Below are 18708 nucleotides of genomic sequence, written 5' to 3' on the forward strand. Positions count from 1 at the left end.
GCCGGGTCGCCGGAGCGCGTGGTCACCGGGACTTCGACGGGCTCGTCGAGACCTGTGCGCTCTGCTGGTGTCGGTTGAACTCGGCGACGTTGCGCTGGTGTTCCGCGTAGTCCGACGTGAAACGCGTGTCGCCCGGCTTGACCGTGACGAAGTACAGCCAGTCGCCCGGGGTCGGGTTGATCGCGGCACGCATCGCGTCCTGGCCGGGGCTGTCGATCGGCGTCGGGGGCAGACCCATGCGCTGGTAGGAGTTGTAGGGGCTCTCGATGCGGGTGTCCCGCTCCGTCGTGTTCACCGAAAAGCGGTTCAGCGCGTAGTTGACGGTGGAGTCCATCTGCAAGGGCATACCGCGCTCCAGGCGGTTGAAGACGACCCGGGCCACCTTGCCCATGTCCGCCTTGGTGGCGGCCTCGGCCTGGACGATGCTGGCGATGGTCACCGCCTGGTACACGTTCATCGCGTTGCGCTGGGCTCCGGCGGCGATCGGCGCTCCGTCGAACTTCTCGTTCGCCGCGTCGACCATCCGCGTCAGCAGCGCCTGCGGCGTCGGCTTCCTGTCCAGCGGATAGGTCGCCGGGAAGAGGTAACCCTCCGGGTTGCCCTCGGCGTCGATCGGGAGCCTCAGGTTGGCCGTGGGCACGGTCTTTCTGGTGGTGCCGGCGGGCAGGGCGAGGGCCTTGTCGACGGCCGCGTAGATCTGGTTCGCCCGCCAGCCCTCCGGGATCACCAGGGAGGTCGGCCTCTTCTCCTCGTGGCTGTCCGGACTCAGCAGCGGCACCGCCACGGCGGTGCCGGCCACGACGGCTCCGGTCGCGATGAGGGCAAGACGGCCCCGACGCGTCAGTCGAATCGTGCTCCGTGGCGGAGTGTTCATCTGCATGCGGGCACGGTAACCCGCATATCGTCAGGAAATCGGCATAACCTGGCGTATCGTCATCTTGTCGGCTCCAGCCGGGCGTCCCGCCGCACCAGGGCCGCATACCGCCCGTCCCGCGCCAGCAGTTCCTCGTGCGTCCCCCGTTCGGCCACCCGGCCGGCGTCGAGGACCACAATCTGGTCGGCGCCGCTGACGGTGGACAGCCGATGGGCGATGGTGATCGTGGTGCGGTTCGCCGAGAGCGCGTCGATGGCCTCCTGGACAGCGTGCTCGGTGCGGGTGTCCAGGGCGCTGGTCGCCTCGTCGAGGATGAGGACGGGCGGGTCCCGCAAGATGGTGCGGGCGATGGCCAGGCGCTGCTTCTCCCCACCGGAGAAGCGGTGGCCGCGCTCGCCGACGACCGTGTCGTACCCGTCGGGCAGGGCGGCGATGTGGTCGTGGATCTGGGCCGCCCGCGCCGCGGCGTACAACTCCTCGTCGGTGGCGTCCGGCTTTGCGAAGCGCAGGTTCTCCGCGACCGAGGCGTGGAAGAGGTACGTCTCCTGGGAGACGACGCCGACCGCGCGCGCCAGCGTGTCGAAGTCCAGGTCGCGGACGTCGACGCCGTCGAGGGTGACCCGGCCGCCCGTCACGTCGTACAGGCGGGGGACCAGGTACCCCAGCGTGGACTTGCCGGCGCCGGTCGGGCCGACGATCGCGAGGCTGCCGCCTGCCGGCACGGTGACGTCGATGCCGTCGAGGACCGGTCCGCCCTTGCCGTCGTACCGGAACGTGACGTCCTCGAAGCGGACCTCGCCCCTGACGTTGTCGAGGTGGAGCGGGTTCGTTCGTTCGGTGATGTCGACGGGGAGGTCGAGGTACTCGAAGATGCGCTGGAAGAGGGCGAGCGAGGTCTGGATCTGCACGCCGGTCGACAGGAGACTGACCGCCGGGCGGAACAGTCCCTGCTGGAGCGAGACGAAGGCGACGATGGTGCCGAGGGAGACGTCCGGGCCGCCGAGTTGGAGGGCCAGTCCCGCGGTCCAGTAGATGAAGGCCGGCATGGCGGACATGACGATGCCGATCACGGCCATGCGCCAGCGGCCGGCCATGTTCGACCGCACCTCGAGGTCGACCAGGCGTTCGGACTCTCCGGCGAAGGACTGCGTGAGGGAGTCGGCGCGGCCCATCGTGCGGCCGAGCAGGATGCCGCTGACGGACAGGGACTCGGTGACGGTGGCGGCCATGGCGGCCATCTGCTTCTGACGCTGGGTGGTGATCTTCCGGCGTTCGTTCCCGACGCGGCGGCTGATCCACACGAAGACCGGCAGCAGGAGCAGGGACACGACGGTCAGCCGCCAGTCGAGGGCGACCATGGCCACGATCGTGGCGACGACGCTGGTGAAGTTGGAGACCAGGGAGGTGGCGGTGGAGGTGACGGTCGCCTGCATGCCTCCGATGTCGTTGGCGATGCGCGACTGCACCTCACCGGTCCGCGTACGCGTGAAGAACGCGAGCGACATCCGCTGGAGACGGCCGTAGACGGCGGTGCGCAGGTCGTGCATGACACGCTGGCCGACCGTCGTGGAGATCAGGGTCTGCAGGACACCGAAGACCCCGGCAAGGACGGCACTGAGGATCATGCCGAGGGCGAGCAGGCTCAGCAGGCCCGTACGCCCCTGGGGGAGGGCGACGTCGAGCGTCTCCTTGAGCAGGAAGGGCGTGGCCACCGAGACCAGGGAGGAGGCGGCGACCAGTAGGCCGACGACTGCGAGCCGGCCGCGATAGGGGCGGAAGAGCTTCAGGATGCGGCGCACCTGCCGCGGCTGCTGCTCGGCGCCGACGGGCGGGGTCCAGGAGTCTGGCGTGTCGGGGTGCATGGGCTCCTTCGGGGAGGTCGGGCGGGAGGATCTCGTGGAGCGTAGCTCATTGTTACCTATATTCACAATGAACGGCATCCTGATATTGTTCCCGCATGACCACCCCTGATCCCGACGGCCTGCTCGCCGAGCAGCTGCTGCGGCTCACCCGCCGGGTCCACCGCATCCAGAAGCGCCACCTGGAGCACTCCGACATGGGTGTCACCCCGGCGCAGTCCCGCCTGCTGCGCACCCTCGCCCACTTCGGTGAGCCACCGCGCATGACCGACCTCGCCGAGCGCCTCGAGGTCGTGCCGCGCGCGGTGACCACGCTCGTCGACGGGCTGGAGGCGAGCGGGAAGGTGCGCCGGGTACCGGACCCCACGAACCGACGGGTGATACGGATCGAGCTGACGGACGCGGGCCGCGAGACGCTCGGCGAGCTGCGCCGGGCCCGCCAGTCGGCGGCGCGGGAGATGCTCGCACCGCTGACGGACGTGGAGCGGGCGGTGCTCGGGAAGTTGCTGGACACACTCATCGACGGGACCGCGGCTCCACGCTGTTGAGCGGGCTCGGAGGACGGACGGGAGCGCCCGTCGGCGGCTCGGCCCCGGACGCGGGACGCATGTCTGTGCGGGCCGTCCGGATCCATGCGGTGCCGCGGAAAACCGGTTGATTCCGACCAGCCTCCGACGGGAACCTTGCACGGTTTGCTGCCGCCGCTCTCGCGGACACTCCCCTGGTCCGCGTTGCCCCTCCTCTCCTGACACGAGCCACTGGGACGTCATGCAGATCCAAGACCTTCCGTACCCCGACCCGGGTGTACCGGACGTACGCTCCGGGCCCCGCTTCCTGTGGTGGCTCGGCCGCAATCAGTCGGGCGGTCAACTCAAGTCACTGGCCTGGGGGCTGCTGCACTTCGTGGCCGTCTCGACGCTGCCGTTCTGTGTCGGGTTCGCCGTCGAGGCAGTCGTCGACCGCTCCGGTTCCCGGCTCGCCCTCGCCGGCGGCCTGATGGCGCTGGCCGGTACCGCCACCGCCGTCGGAGACACCTTCCTGCACCGCGCCGCCGTCACCAACTGGATCACCGCGGCCGCCCGCGTCCAGCAGCTCCTCGCCCGCAAGACCTCGCGGTTGGGCTCCGTGCTGAGCCGGCGGGTCGCCGCCGGCGAGGTGGTGTCCGTCTCCACGGGTGACGTCGAGAAGATCGGCTGGTTCGTGGAGGCCGTGTCGCGGTTCACCGCCGCGGCCCTCACGGTCGTGCTGGTCTGCGTCGGCCTCGTGGTCTATCAACCGGCCCTGGGGCTGGTGGTCGCCGTGGGCCTGCCCGTCCTCGCCGTCGCGGTGCTGCCCCTGCTGCCCCGCGCGACCCGCCGGGCCGACTTCCAGCGCGAGAAAGCCGGCCGCGCCACCGAACTGGCCTCCGACACGGTGGCCGGCCTGCGGGTGCTGCGCGGCATCGGCGGCGAGGAGCTGTTCCTCGACCGTTACCGCCACGCCTCCCAGGAGGTCCGGCACGCGGCCGTGCGCAGCGCCCGCATGTGGTCCCTGATCAGCGCCATCCAGGTGATGCTGCCGGGGCTGCTGCTGATCGCGGTCGTCTTCCACGGCGTCCGCCTCGCCCGCGAGGGCCGGATCTCCGTCGGGGAACTGGTCACCGTCTACAGCTCCGTCACGGTCCTGACCTATCCCCTCAGGCACTTCGAGGAGATCGCGATGGCGTACTCCTTCTCCCGCCCGTCGGCCAGACGCGCCGCCCGCGTCCTGTCCCTGGAACGCGGCACGGACGCTGCCGGAACCCGCCCGCCGGACCTCCCCACCGGTGACCTGTACGACCCGGCCACGGGGCTGCTCGCGCCGGTCGCCCGCCTCACCGCGGTGGTGTGCGGCGACCCGGACGCCGCCGGACGGCTGGCGGAACGCCTGGGCGGACACGCCACGCAGGACGGTCCGTCGGTACTGCTCGGCGGGGTTCCGCTCGACGAACTGCCGCTCGACTGCGCCCGCACCGCCGTCCTCGTCCAGGACAAGGACCCGGTGCTGCTGTCCGGTTCGCTGCGCGACCTGTTCGACGTGCCCGCCTCGGGTGACGTCGACGCGGCGGCGGCGCTGGCGGCCGCCCAGTGCGGGGACGTGCTGGAGGCGCTCGTCCAGGGGTCGCTGGACGCCGAGGACCCGATGGACGCGCGGATCACCGAACGCGGCCGGTCGCTGTCCGGCGGCCAGCGCCAGCGGCTGGCCCTGGCCCGGTCGCTGTTCACCGACCCGGAGGTACTCGTCCTGGACGAACCCACCTCCGCCGTCGACTCGCACACCGAGGCACGGATCGCCGAGGGCCTGCGAGGACTGCGCGCCGGGCGCACCACCGTGCTGTTCACTTCCTCCCCGCTGCTGCTGGACCGGGCCGATCAGGTCGTCCTCGTGCACGAGGGCCGGGCGGCCGCGGTCGGTGTGCACCGCGAGCTGCTGCACACCGAACCGCGCTACCGCGCCGTGGTGACCCGGGAGACCGACGAGGAAGCCGCTCTCAGCGGTGCGCTCACTGCATTCGAGAAGAACGAGCTGCAAGAGATCGAGGAGACCGCATGATCGGCGTGGCGCCCCCGGCGTACGACCCGGCGGCACCGACCGCGGCCACCACACTGCCGGTCGGCGCCCCCGCCACCGTACGGGCCTACGTGGGGGACCTGTTCCGCCGGCACCGGCGCGCCTTCCTGGTCCTCGTCGCCGTGAACACGATCGCCACCATCGCCTCGATGATCGGTCCATGGCTCCTGGGCGACCTCGTGGAACGGCTGTCGGACGGGGCACGGGACCTGCGTCTGGAGCTGACCGCCACACTGTTCCTGCTCGCCCTGGTCGTCCAGGCCGCGTTCGTCCGGCAGGTGCGGCTGCGCGGCGCGATGCTCGGTGAGCGGATGCTGGCCGACCTGCGCGAGGACTTCCTCGTCCGGTCGGTCCGGCTGCCGCCGGGCGTGCTGGAGCGGGCCGGGACGGGCGATCTGCTGTCCCGCATCACCACGGACGTGGACCGCCTGGCCAATGCCATGCGCGAGGCGGTGCCGCAGCTGACCATCGGTGTGATGTGGGCGGTGCTGCTGCTCGGCGGGCTCGTCGTCACGGCACCGCCCCTGGCGCCCGCCGTGCTCGTCGCGGTGCCGCTGCTGGTGGCCGGCTGCCGCTGGTACTTCCGGCGGGCGCCGGCCGGCTACCGCTCGGAGGCCGCCGGCTACGCCGCCGTCGCCGCCGCCCTGGCCGAGACCGTGGACGCCGGGCGCACCGTGGAGGCCCACCGCCTCGGCGAGCGCCGTGTCGGGCTGTCGGACCTGCGGATCCAGCAGTGGACGGCCTGGGAGCGGTACACGCTCTGGCTGCGCTCGGTGCTCTTCCCGGTCATCAACCTCGTGCACGTCACCGTCCTGGGCTCGGTCCTCATGCTGGGCGGGGCCTTCGTCCTGCAGGGCTGGATCGGGGTCGGCGAGCTGACGACGGGCGCGCTCCTCGCCCAGATGCTCGTCGACCCGGTGAACCTGATCCTTCGCTGGTACGACGAGCTGCAGGTGGCGCAGGTGTCGCTGGCCCGGCTCGTCGGCGTGCGCGACATCGAGCCTGACGCCGGGGACTCCTCGCTGGAGCCGGGCGGACGGGACGTGCTCGCCGACCGGGTGCATTTCGGTTACCGCGAGGGCGTCGACGTGCTGCGCCAGGTGTCGCTGGAGGTCGCCCCCGGCACCCGACTGGCCCTGGTCGGCCCCTCCGGCGCCGGCAAGTCCACACTGGGCCGGCTGCTCGCCGGCATCTACGCGCCGCGCGAGGGCCGGGTCACCCTGGGCAAGACCGAACTGTCCCGGATGACCGCCGAACGCGTCCGCTCGCACGTGGCGCTGGTCAACCAGGAGCACCACGTCTTCGTCGGTTCGCTGCGCGACAACCTCCGTCTCGCGCTCCCGCACGCCCGGCTGCACCCCGGCGAGGACACCCCGGAGGGGGCCGAGGACGCCGAGCTGTGGTCCGCCCTGGCCTCGGTCGACGCGGAGAGCTGGGCGCGGGCGCTCGACGACGGCCTGGACACCGAGGTGGGCTCGGGCGGGGTCGCGCTCACCCCGGCGCAGGCCCAGCAGATCGCGCTGGCCCGGCTCGTGCTGGCCGATCCGCACACGCTGGTCCTCGACGAGGCGACCTCGCTGCTCGACCCGCGTGCCGCCCGTCACCTGGAGCGGTCCCTGGCCCGCGTCCTGGACGGCCGCACCGTCATCGCCATCGCCCACCGCCTGCACACCGCCCATGACGCCGACGTCATCGCCGTCGTCGAGAACGGCCGCATCAGCGAGCTGGGCAGCCACACGGAGCTGGTCACGGCGGACGGTGCCTACGCGGCCCTGTGGCGGTCCTGGCACGGGTGAGGGCCGTGGCACCGGATGCGCCGTCCGGCGGTACGTAAGGAACGGTGGTGCCGGAGGCGGGGACGGGGCGGCGGCCGGGGTCGGTGCACCCGTCCCGGGCCCGAGGCGCAGCGGGCTTCGGAAGGTGGTCGGCGCGAGGCGGCCGGGCCGCGCCCGGCACCCCGGCCCGGCCCGCCCTCCCCGGCTGCCGTTGCGCGCCCCCGAAGCGGGGTGGAACGCTGGAGAACGGCAGCCGTGCGGACGGCAGCGGGGCGGTCCGTCCGAGAACGTCCTGATCCGTCCATGCTCTGCCGACCCCGGCCCGCGCCCCGAGCGGCGGTGTTCCATCGCCGACCGTGGTGAGGACGGGCCCGTCATCCCCTGGAGGAACCCGTGAACAGCTCCGAAGGATGGGGGGACGACGTCTACCAGCCCGACGCGTCCGAGATCCAGGACGACGCGGGCCTGCTCGACGCGGAGGACACGCTCGTGGACGACGGTGTCGACGACCCGCTGGACCGGGGCTGGTCGCCGCCGGAGAGGCCGTGGGCCGTGGAGCACACCGGCGTGACGGCCGCGGAGCGCCGGCAGGGCGAGACCCTCGACCAGCGGCTCGCGGAGGAACTGCCCGACCTCGCCGCCCCCGACGGCGACGGTCTCGGAGACACCGACGGCACCGACGGGGAACTCCTGGACAACGAGGTGGGCTCCGTCCGCTCCGGCCGGCTGGTGGCACCGGACGAGGGGGTTCACGAGGACGAGGAGAGCGCCCTGGTCGCCACCGATGTGGGCATCGACGGAGCGGCCGCCTCCGCCGAGGAGGCCGCGATGCACATCGTCGACGAGGACTCCCTGCCCGGCTGAGCCGGTCCTCCCCGGTCCGTCCCGCCCGCCCCCACCGCACGGGGAGCACAACGGGCGGGGCCCGTACGGAGGGCCGTCGTCGGCTCCGAGTGCCGCTGCGGAGAGGGCACGGCGAGCTGAGCCGCCTCCGCCCACGGCGGGATTCAGATGACGTTGAGGGCGACCGCGCCGCCCACGCCTCCGAGGACCATGAAGACCGGCATCAGCACCTTCAGTTCGACCCAGCTGCCCGCGCGGAACCGCATGGCCTTGGGCGGTCCCAGGGGGTACCAGCGCTTGCGCCCGATCGGGATGGGCCACAGGACCGGGCAGCCGGAGACGGTCAGCGCGTCCCCGATGTCGTGCACCAGGGCCCCCAGCAGGATCGGCAGCCCCAGCCACAGGTACTCCTGGCCGGGGTCCGTGAACAGCCAGCCCGCGCCGTTGCCGGGCTTGTCGAGGATCCCGGCGAGGATCCAGGCGCTCGTCGCCGCCAGCAGCCACACCAGTACGTCGCTGCTGGAACCGCGGGCCGCCCGCCACAGCAGACCCTCGATCGCCAGCACCATGTGCACGAAGAGGATCGCCAGGACGGCCCAGCGGCCACCGGTGATCGCCAGCGCCGAGGCACCCGCGCCGATCATGACCGCCCACAGCCAGGTGTGCGTGAGCGTCCGGTGCCCCCCGGAGCGGCGCGGGTCGCCCTGCTTCTTGGTGGCCTTGTAGACGGCGTAGGAGAGCTTGTCGACGATCTCGCACAGCCAGCGCGATACGGGGCCGAAGGCCCGGGAGATCGTGGCCGCCTTGTGGTCGAGGTCCGGGGCAAGCGCGGCACCCGCGCATATCAGCGCACCCGCCAGCAGCACCGGCCACGGCATCGTGTGCCCGGCCGCGGCGGCCGCGGCACCGACGCCGAGCCAGGCGGCGGCGCCCGACAGTGAATGTGCTGGTCCCATCATGGCCGTTGCCCGCCCTGTTCCTCGTTCGCCGCTGTCCAGTTGACCGGGTGCGATGACGCTCCGTCGGCGCCCCAGCGTAGCGGTCGTGATCTTCGGCCGGGCAGCCGATTCCCCCCTCGGGCTCCGGGGCAGGCAAGATGGGGTCGTGACCCTCATCGATCAGCTGCCGCCGACCGCAGATCCCGACGCCCTCTACGACGCCTTCGAGTCCTGGGCCCAGGAGCGCGGTCTCACGCTCTACCCGCACCAGGAGGAGGCGCTGATAGAGGCGGTGTCCGGCGCGAACGTGATCGTGTCGACGCCCACCGGCTCCGGCAAGAGCATGATCGCGGCGGGTGCGCACTTCGCGGCCCTCGCCCGGGACGAGGTCACCTTCTACACGGCGCCGATCAAGGCGCTGGTGTCGGAGAAGTTCTTCGAGCTGTGCAAGCTCTTCGGCACGGAGAACGTCGGCATGCTGACCGGCGACGCCTCCGTCAACGCCGACGCCCCGGTCATCTGCTGCACCGCCGAGGTGCTGGCGTCGATCGCCCTGCGCGACGGCAAGGCGGCGGACGTCGGCCAGGTCGTCATGGACGAGTTCCACTTCTACGCCGAGGGCGACCGCGGCTGGGCCTGGCAGATCCCCCTCCTGGAACTGCCACAGGCGCAGTTCGTCCTGATGTCGGCCACGCTCGGCGACGTCTCCTTCTTCGAGAAGGACCTCACCCGGCGCACCGGCCGCCCCACCGCGGTGGTCCGTTCGGCGACCCGGCCCGTACCGCTGTCCTACACGTACCAGTACACACCGCTCACGGAGACGCTCACCGATCTGCTGGAGACCAAGCAGGCTCCCGTCTACATCGTGCACTTCACCCAGGCGCAGGCGGTGGAGCGGGCGCAGGCCCTGATGAGCATCAACATGTGTTCGCGGGAGGAGAAGGAGCAGATCGCGGAGCTGATCGGCAACTTCCGCTTCACGACCAAGTTCGGCCGGAACCTGTCGCGTTACGTGCGGCACGGCATCGGTGTCCACCACGCCGGCATGCTGCCCAAGTACCGGCGTCTGGTGGAGAAGCTCGCCCAGGCCGGTCTGCTGAAGGTCATCTGCGGTACGGACACGCTCGGCGTCGGTGTCAACGTGCCCATCAGGACGGTGCTGTTCACGGCGCTGACCAAGTACGACGGCAACCGTGTGCGCACGCTGCGGGCGCGGGAGTTCCACCAGATCGCGGGCCGGGCCGGACGTGCCGGTTTCGACACGGCGGGCTTCGTGGTGGCGCAGGCGCCGGAGCACGTCATCGAGAACGAGAAGGCTCTCGCCAAGGCCGGTGACGACCCGAAGAAGCGCCGCAAGGTGGTGCGCAAGAAGGCGCCGGAGGGCTTCGTCGGCTGGACGGAGAACACCTTCGACAAGCTCATCGAGTCCGAGCCGGAGCCGCTGACGTCCCGCTTCCGGGTGACGCACACGATGCTGCTGTCCGTGATCGCGCGCCCCGGAAACGCCTTCGAGGCGATGCGGCACCTGCTCGAGGACAACCACGAGCCACGCAGGCAGCAGCTGCGGCACATCCGGCGCGCGATCGCGATCTACCGTTCGCTGCTGGACGGCGGGATCGTGGAGAAGCTCGACCAGCCGGACGCCGAGGGCCGGATCGTCCGCCTCACCGTGGACCTCCAGCAGGACTTCGCGCTCAACCAGCCGCTGTCCACCTTCGCGCTGGCCGCGTTCGAGCTGCTCGACCCGGAGTCTCCGTCCTACGCGCTCGACATGGTCTCGGTCGTGGAGTCCACCCTCGACGATCCACGCCAGATCCTCGCCGCCCAGCAGAACAAGGCACGCGGCGAGGCGGTCGCCGCGATGAAGGCGGACGGTGTCGAGTACGAGGAGCGTATGGAGCGCCTCCAGGACATCACCTACCCGAAGCCCCTGGAGGAGCTGCTCTTCCACGCGTACAACACGTACCGCAAGAGCCACCCGTGGGTCGGAGACCATCCGCTGTCGCCGAAGTCGGTGATCCGGGACATGTACGAGCGGGCCATGTCCTTCACCGAGCTGGTGTCCCACTACGAGCTGGCCCGCACCGAGGGCATCGTGCTGCGGTACCTGGCCGGCGCCTACAAGACGCTCGACCACACGGTTCCGGACGACCTCAAGTCCGAGGACCTGCAGGACCTGATCGAGTGGCTGGGCGAGATGGTGCGCCAGGTCGACTCCAGTCTGCTGGACGAGTGGGAGCAGCTCGCCAACCCGGCGGAGATGACCGCCGAGGAGGCGCAGGAGAAGGCCGACGAGGTCAAGCCGGTCACCACCAACGCGCGCGCCTTCCGCGTCCTCGTCCGCAATGCGATGTTCCGCCGTGTGGAGCTCGCCGCGCTCGACCAGGTCGACGAACTGGGCGAGATGGACGCCGAGTCCGGCTGGGACGCCGACGCGTGGGGCGAGGCGATGGACAAGTACTGGGACGAGTACGACGACCTCGGTACCGGTCCGGACGCCCGTGGCCCCAAGCTGCTGGTCATCGAGCAGGAGCCGCAGAACGCGCTGTGGCGCGTCCGCCAGATCTTCGACGACCCCAACGGTGACCACGACTGGGGCATCAGCGCCGAGGTGGACCTCACGGCCTCCGACGCGGAAGGTCGCGCGGTCGTCCGCGTCACCGACGTCGGCCAGTTGTGAGTACGGGCCGAGGCAGAGAAGCAGGCACAGGAGAAACACACCGATGACGAACCCGGCCGAGAGCCTAGTCGACCTGCTCGACCTGGAGCAGATCGAGGTCAACATATTCCGCGGCCGCAGCCCGCAGGAGTCCCTGCAGCGGGTCTTCGGCGGCCAGGTGGCGGGCCAGGCGCTGGTCGCGGCCGGCCGGACCACGGACGGCGACCGGCCCGTGCACTCGCTGCACGCGTACTTCCTGCGTCCGGGCCGGCCGGGCGTGCCGATCGTGTACCAGGTCGAGCGGGTGCGCGACGGGCGGTCGTTCACCACGCGTCGCGTCACCGCCGTGCAGCAGGGCCGCACGATCTTCAATCTGACCGCCTCCTTCCACAAGCCCGAGCAAGGTCCGTTCGAGCACCAGTTGCCGCCGGCCCGTGAGGTCCCGGACCCGGAGACGCTTCCGACGGTCGCCCAGGAGGTCCGGGAGCATCTGGGCGGGCTGCCCGAGCAGCTGGAGCGGATGGCACGTCGGCAGCCCTTCGACATCCGGTACGCGGACGGGCTGCGCTGGAGCCCCGAGGAGATCAAGGACGCCGAGCCGCGCAGCGCGGTGTGGATGCGGGCGGTCGGTCCCCTCGGCGACGATCCGCTCGTGCACACCTGCGCGTTGACGTACGCCAGCGACATGACGCTGCTGGACGCGGTCCGTCTCCCGGTCGAGCCCCTGTGGGGTCCGCGGAACTTCGACATGGCGTCGCTGGACCACGCCATGTGGTTCCACCGGCCCTTCCGCGCGGACGAGTGGTTCCTGTACGACCAGGAGTCGCCGATCGCGACGGGTGGCCGTGGGCTGGCCCGTGGGCGGATCTACGACGTGCACGGCCGTCTGCTGGTGTCGGTCGTCCAGGAGGGCCTGTTCCGGACGCTGTAGGACCGGTGGGTCCGCCGGAGACGTGCCTCAGGTGCTTCTGCGGCGGAGCCTGCCCAACAGACCGCTCATGAGCCGGTGGGACCGGTGCCGGTCCGACGACCGCGGGTTCGATGTCGGGCGCGCGTCCAGCGTCAGGTGCGCGTCCAGCGTCAGGTGCGGGTCCGCCGTCGGCCGCGGAGAGACCGGGAAACGCCCCACCCCGTGCGCCTGCGGCTTCGGTACCGGTAGCGGTTGCGGTTGCGGTTTCGGCGAGGGCCGTGGCGCGGGCTGGTGGGCGCGGGCCTCGTCCAGGGCTTGCAGCAGGTCGGACCGGAGCCAGTCGATCTCGTCGGGGGCGTCCGCCGTCACGGTCTTCTCGATGAGACGAGCCGCCGGGGAGCCGGGCGCTCCGTGAGCCGGCGGCCCCGGGCGGAACCGGTTCAGATGGGAGCGGTCGTAGGGGTCCTTGACGATCTCGGCGATGTGGGCGGCATCGAGGAGAGAGGCCACGGCTGCCGCCCGCTGCCAGGGGCCGTCGGCCTGCCGCAGCAGGAAACCGAGACGGCGGCCCCGCCAGTTGCGGGGGCGCAGGTCGAGACCCTCGGCCACCTGCTGCCGCAGGGCTTGGGGCGTCCGGCCGGTGAGCAGCGGGGCATTGTCCTCATCGGCGGCGAACTGTCGTAGCTCCTCGGCGAGATACAGCCAGACGACGGCCCGGTAGCGGTTCAGATAGAACCTCACAGGTACCACCAGACCCAGGCGCGCCAGACGCGTGAACCGGGTGGGCGCCACTTCCATGACGGCCGCCCCCTCGGCGGTGCCGACGGCCTCGACGCTCCTGCGGAGCGCCTCGGGGAAGCCGGGCGCGGCGCGCAGCCGGTCGAGCTCGGTGCGGGGGACCCGGCGTCCCCCTCCCCCTTCGTCGGGGACGGTCCTGATCCGGCCGAGGTCCACGGCGAGTTCGAACTCGCTCCGCTTCATGCCCAGTTCCCTCGCCGCTCGGCCGAAGGCCATGAAAGGGGCGTGGGGTCGGGTGGTGGTGTCGCCTGACATGGCCGGTCTCCCCCGTGGAGTGGTGGGCCCCGCGCCGTCCGCGAGGACCTCGGAAAAACCGTAGCCGGATTCGCGGATCCCGTGGCAAGCCTGTGGATAACTCCATGGAACGGGACAGAAGCGCAGGTCAGAGGTCCGTTAGTGGAGTGCGCTCCGGGTGGCGGGCGTCCACCGCGAGGTGCTCCCCGACCCGGTTGACGAGCAGCGCCATCTCGTAGGCGATCTGGCCCATGTCGGCGTCCACCCCGCTGAACACGCACAGGCAGCTGCCCGCGCCGGCCGCGGTGACGAAGAGCACCGCGTCATCGAATTCGACCATCGTCTGGCGGACCTGACCCGCGCCGAAGTGGCGTCCGGATCCCTTGGCGAGGCTGTGGAGGCCGGACGAGACGGCGGCGAGGTGTTCCGCGTCCTCCCGGCGCAGCCCCGTGCTGGCGCCCGCCACCAGCCCGTCGTTGGACAGGACGAGCGCGTGCCGTACGTGGTCGACGCGTTCGGTCAGGTCGTCCAGCAGCCACCCCAGCGTCTGCTTCTGCGCCATGTTCCCTCCCCGTGTGAGGTTTCCCCGTGTGCTGTCCCCGCCCGTCGGGTGGCTCCGCCCGTCGGGTGGCTTCGTCCGTCAGGTGGCTCCGTCCGACGGGTGGCTCCGTCCGCCAGCCTTCCCCACCACCGGCCGACGGGCAAGGAGGATGAGGGCATGGCACAGAAGATGACCGATGAGGAATGGCGGGCGTTCGTCTCGCAGGGCACGCGCACCGGGAAACTGTCGACGGTGCGTGCGGACGGACGTCCGCACGTGACACCAGTCTGGTTCCTGCTCGACGGGGACGAGGTGGTCTTCACCACAGGCGCGAACACCGTGAAGGGACGCAACCTGGCCCGGGACGGCCGGGTCGCCCTGTGCGTGGACGACGACCGGCCGCCGTTCGACTACGTGGTGGTGCAGGGCGTGGCAGACGTCTCGGAGGACCTGGACGAGGTCCGCGGCTGGGCGACCCGGATCGCGGCGCGGTACATGGGCGAGGAACGTGCCGAGGAGTTCGGCGCCCGCAACGGCGTTCCGGGAGAACTGCTCGTTCGCGTCGGGATCGACAGGGTGCTCGCCGAGAAGGCGATCGCGGACTGACCCGACGGTGGTGACGGCTCAGCTCACGGAGTCGAGCAGCCGGGCGGTGTGCACCCGCCCGGCGTACTCGACGAGCCGGATCAGCACCTCCTTGCCCGAGGCGCGGTCGCGGGCGTCGCACAGGACGACGGGGGTGCCCTGGTCGAGGTCGAGGGCACGGGCGACCTCGGGAGCGCTGTAGGTGCGCGCTCCGGGGAAGCAGTTGACGGCCACCACGAACGGGATGTGCCGGTGCTCGAAGTAGTCGACCGCGGGGAAGCAGTCCTCCAGACGGCGGGTGTCGGCGAGGACGACGGCACCCAGAGCGCCCTGGGACAGCTCGTCCCACAGGAACCAGAAGCGGTCCTGGCCCGGGGTGCCGAAGAGGTACAGGGAGAGGCCGGAGCGGATGGTGATGCGGCCGAAGTCCATGGCGACGGTCGTCGTGACCTTCCGGTCCACACCGTCGGTGTCGTCCACCGACCGGCCCACCTCGCTGAGCAGTTCCTCGGTGCGCAGCGGCTTGATCTCGCTGACCGCCCCCACCAGGGTGGTCTTGCCCACGCCGAAACCGCCGGCGACCAGAATCTTCAACGCCAGCAAGGACGTGTCGCCGCCCGTGGCGTGCACGTGTTCGGAGACCATGGATCACTTCTCTCGGGAGTTCGGGGAACCGGTCGACGGGGGTGCGGGGGATCCGACGCTCATCTACAGGGCCCGCAGCCCGTCGATGACCTCGCGCAGGATGCGTTCGTCGGGCAGTTGCGCGGGGGGCACCGGGCGGTTCACGGTGACGCAGCCCCGTTCGAGCAGGTCGCCCAGGAGCACCCGCACGACGCCCACGGGCAGTGCGCAGCCCGCCGCGAGTTCCGCCACGGACTGGGTCTCCGCACGGCACAGGCCGATGAGGGCGCGGTGTTCCGGGCCGAGTCCGGCGCCGTCGGCTTCCGGGGCGCCGGCGTCCAGGGCGACCAGCGCGATCAGGTCGAAGCGGACTCCGGTGGGTCCGGGTCTGGTGCGTCCGCCCGTCACGGCGTACGGGCGGACGAGCGGTCCGGCGTCCGTGTCGTACCACTGGCTGCCCGGCCGGCAGGAGGCGTCGGTCACGTCCTCGGTCATCGCGCGGGTCACCTCGCGCCTCATCCTGCGGCAGGCGGTCGTGCGGAGCGGCGCGGCGGCGCGTGGAGGTGCTCGCCGACGCGTTTGACCAGCCGTGCCATCTCGTACGCGACCAGGCCGATGTCGGCGGTCACGGCGGTGAGGACGGCGAGGCAGGAGCCCTCGCCCGCAGCGGCGACGAACAGGAAGCCGTCGTCCATCTCCACCATGGTCTGCCGGACACCGCCGGCGCCGAAGTGCCGGCCGGCGCCCTTGGCGAGGCTGTGGAATCCGGAGGCGACGGCGGCGAGGTGCTCGGCGTCCTCCCGGCCCAGGGCGGTGGAGGCGCCGACGGCGAGGCCGTCGCCGGACAGCACCACGGCGTGCCGGACCTCGCTCACGCGGGTCACCAGGTCGTCCAGCAACCAGTCGAGTTCGCCGGAAGCCTGGGCCGCTCTCGTGCTCGGGTCCTGGATCATGCGGGGTCTCCTTCACTGCTGTCGCCGCCTGGTGCGGGATCCGGGGCGGCGCCTCGACCGGATTGCCGTCCGCCCCCGCGCGCCCAGCCCTCCCGGTACGCGGCCATCCGGTCCCGTACGAGTTCCGGCGTGCGCCCGTCGTCGCCGCGCGGGCCGGACGCCGGGGCCTGCTCCTCGGGGCGGGCATGGCGCAGCTGGGGGGCCAGGTGTGCCTGCCGTGTCCGGCGCGGCAGGTCGTCCGACGCGTCGAGGTCGTCCGGTGGGCGGTGCAGGCGCAAGGCGGTGACTCCGGGGGGAGGGGTGTCGGCCGCCGCCGGTTCGGCGGCGGCCCGGACGGGAGCGACCAGGGCCGGCCGGTCGGCTCTGGCGGGTACCGCGTCCTGGTTCCGGTCGGCGGCGGGCACGCGCGCGTACGCCCGTTCGGCCGGCCGTGGCGCCTGCGCCGGCTCGTCGGCGGATCGTTCCGGCGTGGCGCCGTGCAGCAGGGCGGTGGGCAGCAGGACGACCGCCGTGGTGCCGCCGTAGGGCGAGGTGCGCAGGTGGACCTTGACGCCGTGGCATGCGGCGAGTCTGCTGACCACGAACAGGCCGAGCCGGTCGCTGTCGAACAGGTCGAGCGCCTCGGACTGCGCGATGCGCCGGTTGGCGCGGGCGAGGGTCTCCTTGCCCATGCCGAGGCCCCGGTCCTCGACCTCGACGGCGTAGCCGTTGCCGACGGGCTCGCCGGTGACCCGCACACGTGTGTGCGGCGGCGAGAACTGGGCGGCGTTCTCCACGAGTTCGGCCAGCAGGTGGGTGAGGTCGGCCACGGCCGAGCCGATGACGGCGGCCTCCGGAAGCTGCCGGACCTCCACGCGCGCGTAGTCCTCCACCTCGGAGACGGCGGCGCGGACCACGTCGGTCAGCGGGACGGGCATGCGCCAGGCCCGGCCGGGGGCGGCTCCGGAGAGGATGATCAAGCTCTCCGCGTGGCGCCGCATACGGGTGGTGAGGTGGTCGAGCCGGAAGAGGTCGCCCAGTTCGTTCGGGTCGTCCGAGCGGCGTTCCATGCTGTCCAGGAGGCTGAGCTGGCGGTGGACGAGGACCTGGCTGCGGCGGGCGAGGTTGACGAACACTCCGGAGATGCCGCTGGCGAGCTCGGCGCGTTCCGCGGCGGCCCGCAGGGCGGCACGGTGCACGGTGCCCAGGGCCTCGGCGACCTGGCCGGTCTCGTCCTCGGCGGACGGTCCGGGCGGTGCCTCGGCCTCGATGTCGATCTCCTCGCCGGCGCGCAGCCTCCGCATGGCCTCGGGCAGTTTGCGGCGGGCGATCCCCAGGGCGCCGTTGCGCAGGCCCACCAGGTCCACGACGAGTCCGCGGCCGATGCGCACGGAGATGACGAGCGAGGTGGCGACGGCCACGAGTCCGAGCAGCAGTGCCGCTCCGGCCGGGGTGAACAGTCCCCGGGTGAAGGGGTCGGCGCGGTCGGCGGTTCGGCGTGCCGCGTCCGTCTCGACGGTCCGCATGCCGTCCTGCACGCGCGCGTGGGCCGTGCTCCAGGTCGTCTCCGGCGCTGCCGCGAGGGCCTTGGTCCCGGGTCCGTGGGCGAGCACCTTCTCCTCGACGGCGTTCACGGCGGCGTAGGCGCTGCCCGCGGCCAGCTGTCGCCAGGCGGTGCGTTCGGAGCCGCGGAGGTCCGCCGCGGCCGACTCGGTGAGAGCACGGCGGGAGGCGACCGCGCCGGTGAACAGCCGCAGGCGCGGCCCGTCCAGGCGCCCGGCCAGGCGCGCGCTGCCGAGTACGACGTCCTCCTGCGCCAAAGCCTCGCCCGCGCGGGCGAATTCGAGCAGCACGCGCGCGTCGGAGCCGAGTTCTGCGTCCTGGATGCCGGAGAGCGACCCGCCGACGGCGAAGGCGGCCGCGAGCGTCCGCGTGTACCGGTCGTACGTCTGCGCCCAGTCCGCCGTGCCGTCGAGCACCGTGGGCCGCAGCGAGCGCAGTTCCTCGGCCCCGGAGACGAACACCTCGAGGCGCCGGGCGACCTCGCCGGGCAGGTCCTGGGCGTCGGCGACGGTGCTGTCGTCGTCGAGCCGCAGTGCGGACACCGCGCGGTCGGTGCGTTCGCCGAGCTCCCGCAGGTCGTCCTGGTGTCCGGCAGCCGGATCGGTGGCATGGCGTACGGCGGCCGCACGCTCGGTCTGCAGCGCGGCCACCGCGGTCGCGACCGGAGTACGGACCTCGGTGTCCACGCGGTGCGCCTGGCGCAGTCGGGAGACGTCCTGTGCGGTGCTGACGGTGGCGTACGCCCACAGGGCCAGCAAGGAGACGACGGGCACCATCAGCAGGCAGACGATCCTGGCGCGCACCGTGCGCGGCCGTATCCGTCGGCGGCCCGCGCGCGTGGGTGAGGCGTCCGCCGTCGTGCCCGGCTCTTCGTACGGTCCCTCGTCGGCGGGTGGTCCGGCGTGGGCACGTCGCCCGCGCACGGGGAGCGGCGTCCTGGCGCCGTCCGTGGGGGTCCTCCGGGGTGTACGCATGGCCTCCTCG

Annotated in this window: 16 protein-coding genes; 7 read left to right on the forward strand and 9 right to left on the reverse strand. The window is 71.9% G+C overall.

From position 1 onward, the window contains the following. Positions 1-22: 22 nt before the first annotated feature. Together mltG and ACIP67_RS37555 are read right to left on the reverse strand one after the other, a co-directional pair. Entirely contained in the window at positions 23-880 is an 858-nt protein-coding gene (gene mltG / locus ACIP67_RS37550; RefSeq protein WP_401697983.1) for an endolytic transglycosylase MltG, read from the reverse strand. A gap of 53 nt (positions 881-933) precedes the next feature. Further along, a complete protein-coding gene (locus tag ACIP67_RS37555; RefSeq protein ID WP_401697985.1) occupies positions 934-2736 on the reverse strand; it encodes an ABC transporter ATP-binding protein in 1803 nt (600 codons plus the stop codon). A gap of 95 nt (positions 2737-2831) precedes the next feature. On the opposite strand from ACIP67_RS37555, the gene ACIP67_RS37560 reads away from it, so the two are divergent. From ACIP67_RS37560 to ACIP67_RS37575, 4 genes are all read left to right on the forward strand, one after another. After that, positions 2832-3281 (forward strand): MarR family winged helix-turn-helix transcriptional regulator, encoded by a 450-nt coding sequence (locus tag ACIP67_RS37560; protein WP_401697987.1) that lies wholly within the window; start codon positions 2832-2834, stop codon positions 3279-3281. Positions 3282-3501: 220 nt separating this feature from the next. After that, positions 3502-5304 (forward strand): ABC transporter transmembrane domain-containing protein, encoded by a 1803-nt coding sequence (locus ACIP67_RS37565; protein ID WP_401697989.1) that lies wholly within the window; start codon positions 3502-3504, stop codon positions 5302-5304. Next, positions 5301-7118, forward strand: a complete 1818-nt coding sequence (locus ACIP67_RS37570; protein ID WP_401697990.1) for an ABC transporter ATP-binding protein — start codon at positions 5301-5303, stop codon at positions 7116-7118. The genes ACIP67_RS37565 and ACIP67_RS37570 overlap by 4 nt, the downstream gene beginning before the upstream one ends. 372 nt (positions 7119-7490) lie before the next feature. Then, complete coding sequence (locus tag ACIP67_RS37575) at positions 7491-7961, forward strand: DUF5709 domain-containing protein (protein WP_401697991.1); 471 nt, start codon at positions 7491-7493, stop codon at positions 7959-7961. A 143-nt stretch (positions 7962-8104) separates the two neighbouring features. Here the strand turns inward: ACIP67_RS37575 and ACIP67_RS37580 are convergent, their stop codons facing one another. Beyond that, positions 8105-8899, reverse strand: coding sequence for a metal-dependent hydrolase (locus ACIP67_RS37580; RefSeq protein ID WP_401697993.1), 795 nt, complete (start codon positions 8897-8899; stop codon positions 8105-8107). Between the two features lie 145 nt (positions 8900-9044). Between ACIP67_RS37580 and ACIP67_RS37585 the strand changes: the two genes are divergently transcribed. Continuing rightward, a complete protein-coding gene (locus ACIP67_RS37585) occupies positions 9045-11558 on the forward strand; it encodes a DEAD/DEAH box helicase (RefSeq protein WP_401697994.1) in 2514 nt (837 codons plus the stop codon). A gap of 43 nt (positions 11559-11601) precedes the next feature. Next, positions 11602-12468, forward strand: coding sequence for an acyl-CoA thioesterase (locus ACIP67_RS37590; RefSeq protein WP_401697996.1), 867 nt, complete (start codon positions 11602-11604; stop codon positions 12466-12468). Positions 12469-12495: 27 nt separating this feature from the next. On the opposite strand, the gene ACIP67_RS37595 is transcribed toward ACIP67_RS37590, so the two are convergent. Beyond that, positions 12496-13500 carry a DUF6397 family protein gene (locus ACIP67_RS37595; RefSeq protein WP_401697997.1) on the reverse strand — a complete coding sequence of 335 codons (1005 nt, stop codon included), beginning with the start codon at positions 13498-13500 and terminating at the stop codon, positions 12496-12498. 127 nt (positions 13501-13627) lie between these two features. Then, the gene (locus ACIP67_RS37600; protein WP_401697998.1) at positions 13628-14041 is read right to left on the reverse strand and encodes a roadblock/LC7 domain-containing protein; all 414 of its coding nucleotides are present in this window, start codon (positions 14039-14041) and stop codon (positions 13628-13630) included. Positions 14042-14197: 156 nt separating this feature from the next. Between ACIP67_RS37600 and ACIP67_RS37605 the strand changes: the two genes are divergently transcribed. Then, the gene (locus tag ACIP67_RS37605) at positions 14198-14626 is read left to right on the forward strand and encodes a PPOX class F420-dependent oxidoreductase (RefSeq protein WP_401698000.1); all 429 of its coding nucleotides are present in this window, start codon (positions 14198-14200) and stop codon (positions 14624-14626) included. A gap of 18 nt (positions 14627-14644) precedes the next feature. On the opposite strand, the gene ACIP67_RS37610 is transcribed toward ACIP67_RS37605, so the two are convergent. The 4 genes from ACIP67_RS37610 to ACIP67_RS37625 form a co-directional block, all read right to left on the reverse strand. Then, complete coding sequence (locus ACIP67_RS37610) at positions 14645-15250, reverse strand: GTP-binding protein (protein WP_401698002.1); 606 nt, start codon at positions 15248-15250, stop codon at positions 14645-14647. 63 nt (positions 15251-15313) lie between these two features. Then, the gene (locus ACIP67_RS37615; protein WP_401698004.1) at positions 15314-15724 is read right to left on the reverse strand and encodes a DUF742 domain-containing protein; all 411 of its coding nucleotides are present in this window, start codon (positions 15722-15724) and stop codon (positions 15314-15316) included. Between the two features lie 20 nt (positions 15725-15744). Then, a complete protein-coding gene (locus ACIP67_RS37620) occupies positions 15745-16182 on the reverse strand; it encodes a roadblock/LC7 domain-containing protein (RefSeq protein ID WP_401698006.1) in 438 nt (145 codons plus the stop codon). After that, a complete protein-coding gene (locus ACIP67_RS37625) occupies positions 16179-18698 on the reverse strand; it encodes a nitrate- and nitrite sensing domain-containing protein (protein WP_401698007.1) in 2520 nt (839 codons plus the stop codon). Before ACIP67_RS37625 ends, ACIP67_RS37620 begins: the two co-directional genes overlap by 4 nt. Positions 18699-18708 lie beyond the last annotated feature (10 nt).

Origin of the sequence: Streptomyces sp. NPDC088812 (genome assembly GCF_044750285.1) — a bacterium.
Taxonomy (GTDB): domain Bacteria; phylum Actinomycetota; class Actinomycetes; order Streptomycetales; family Streptomycetaceae; genus Streptomyces.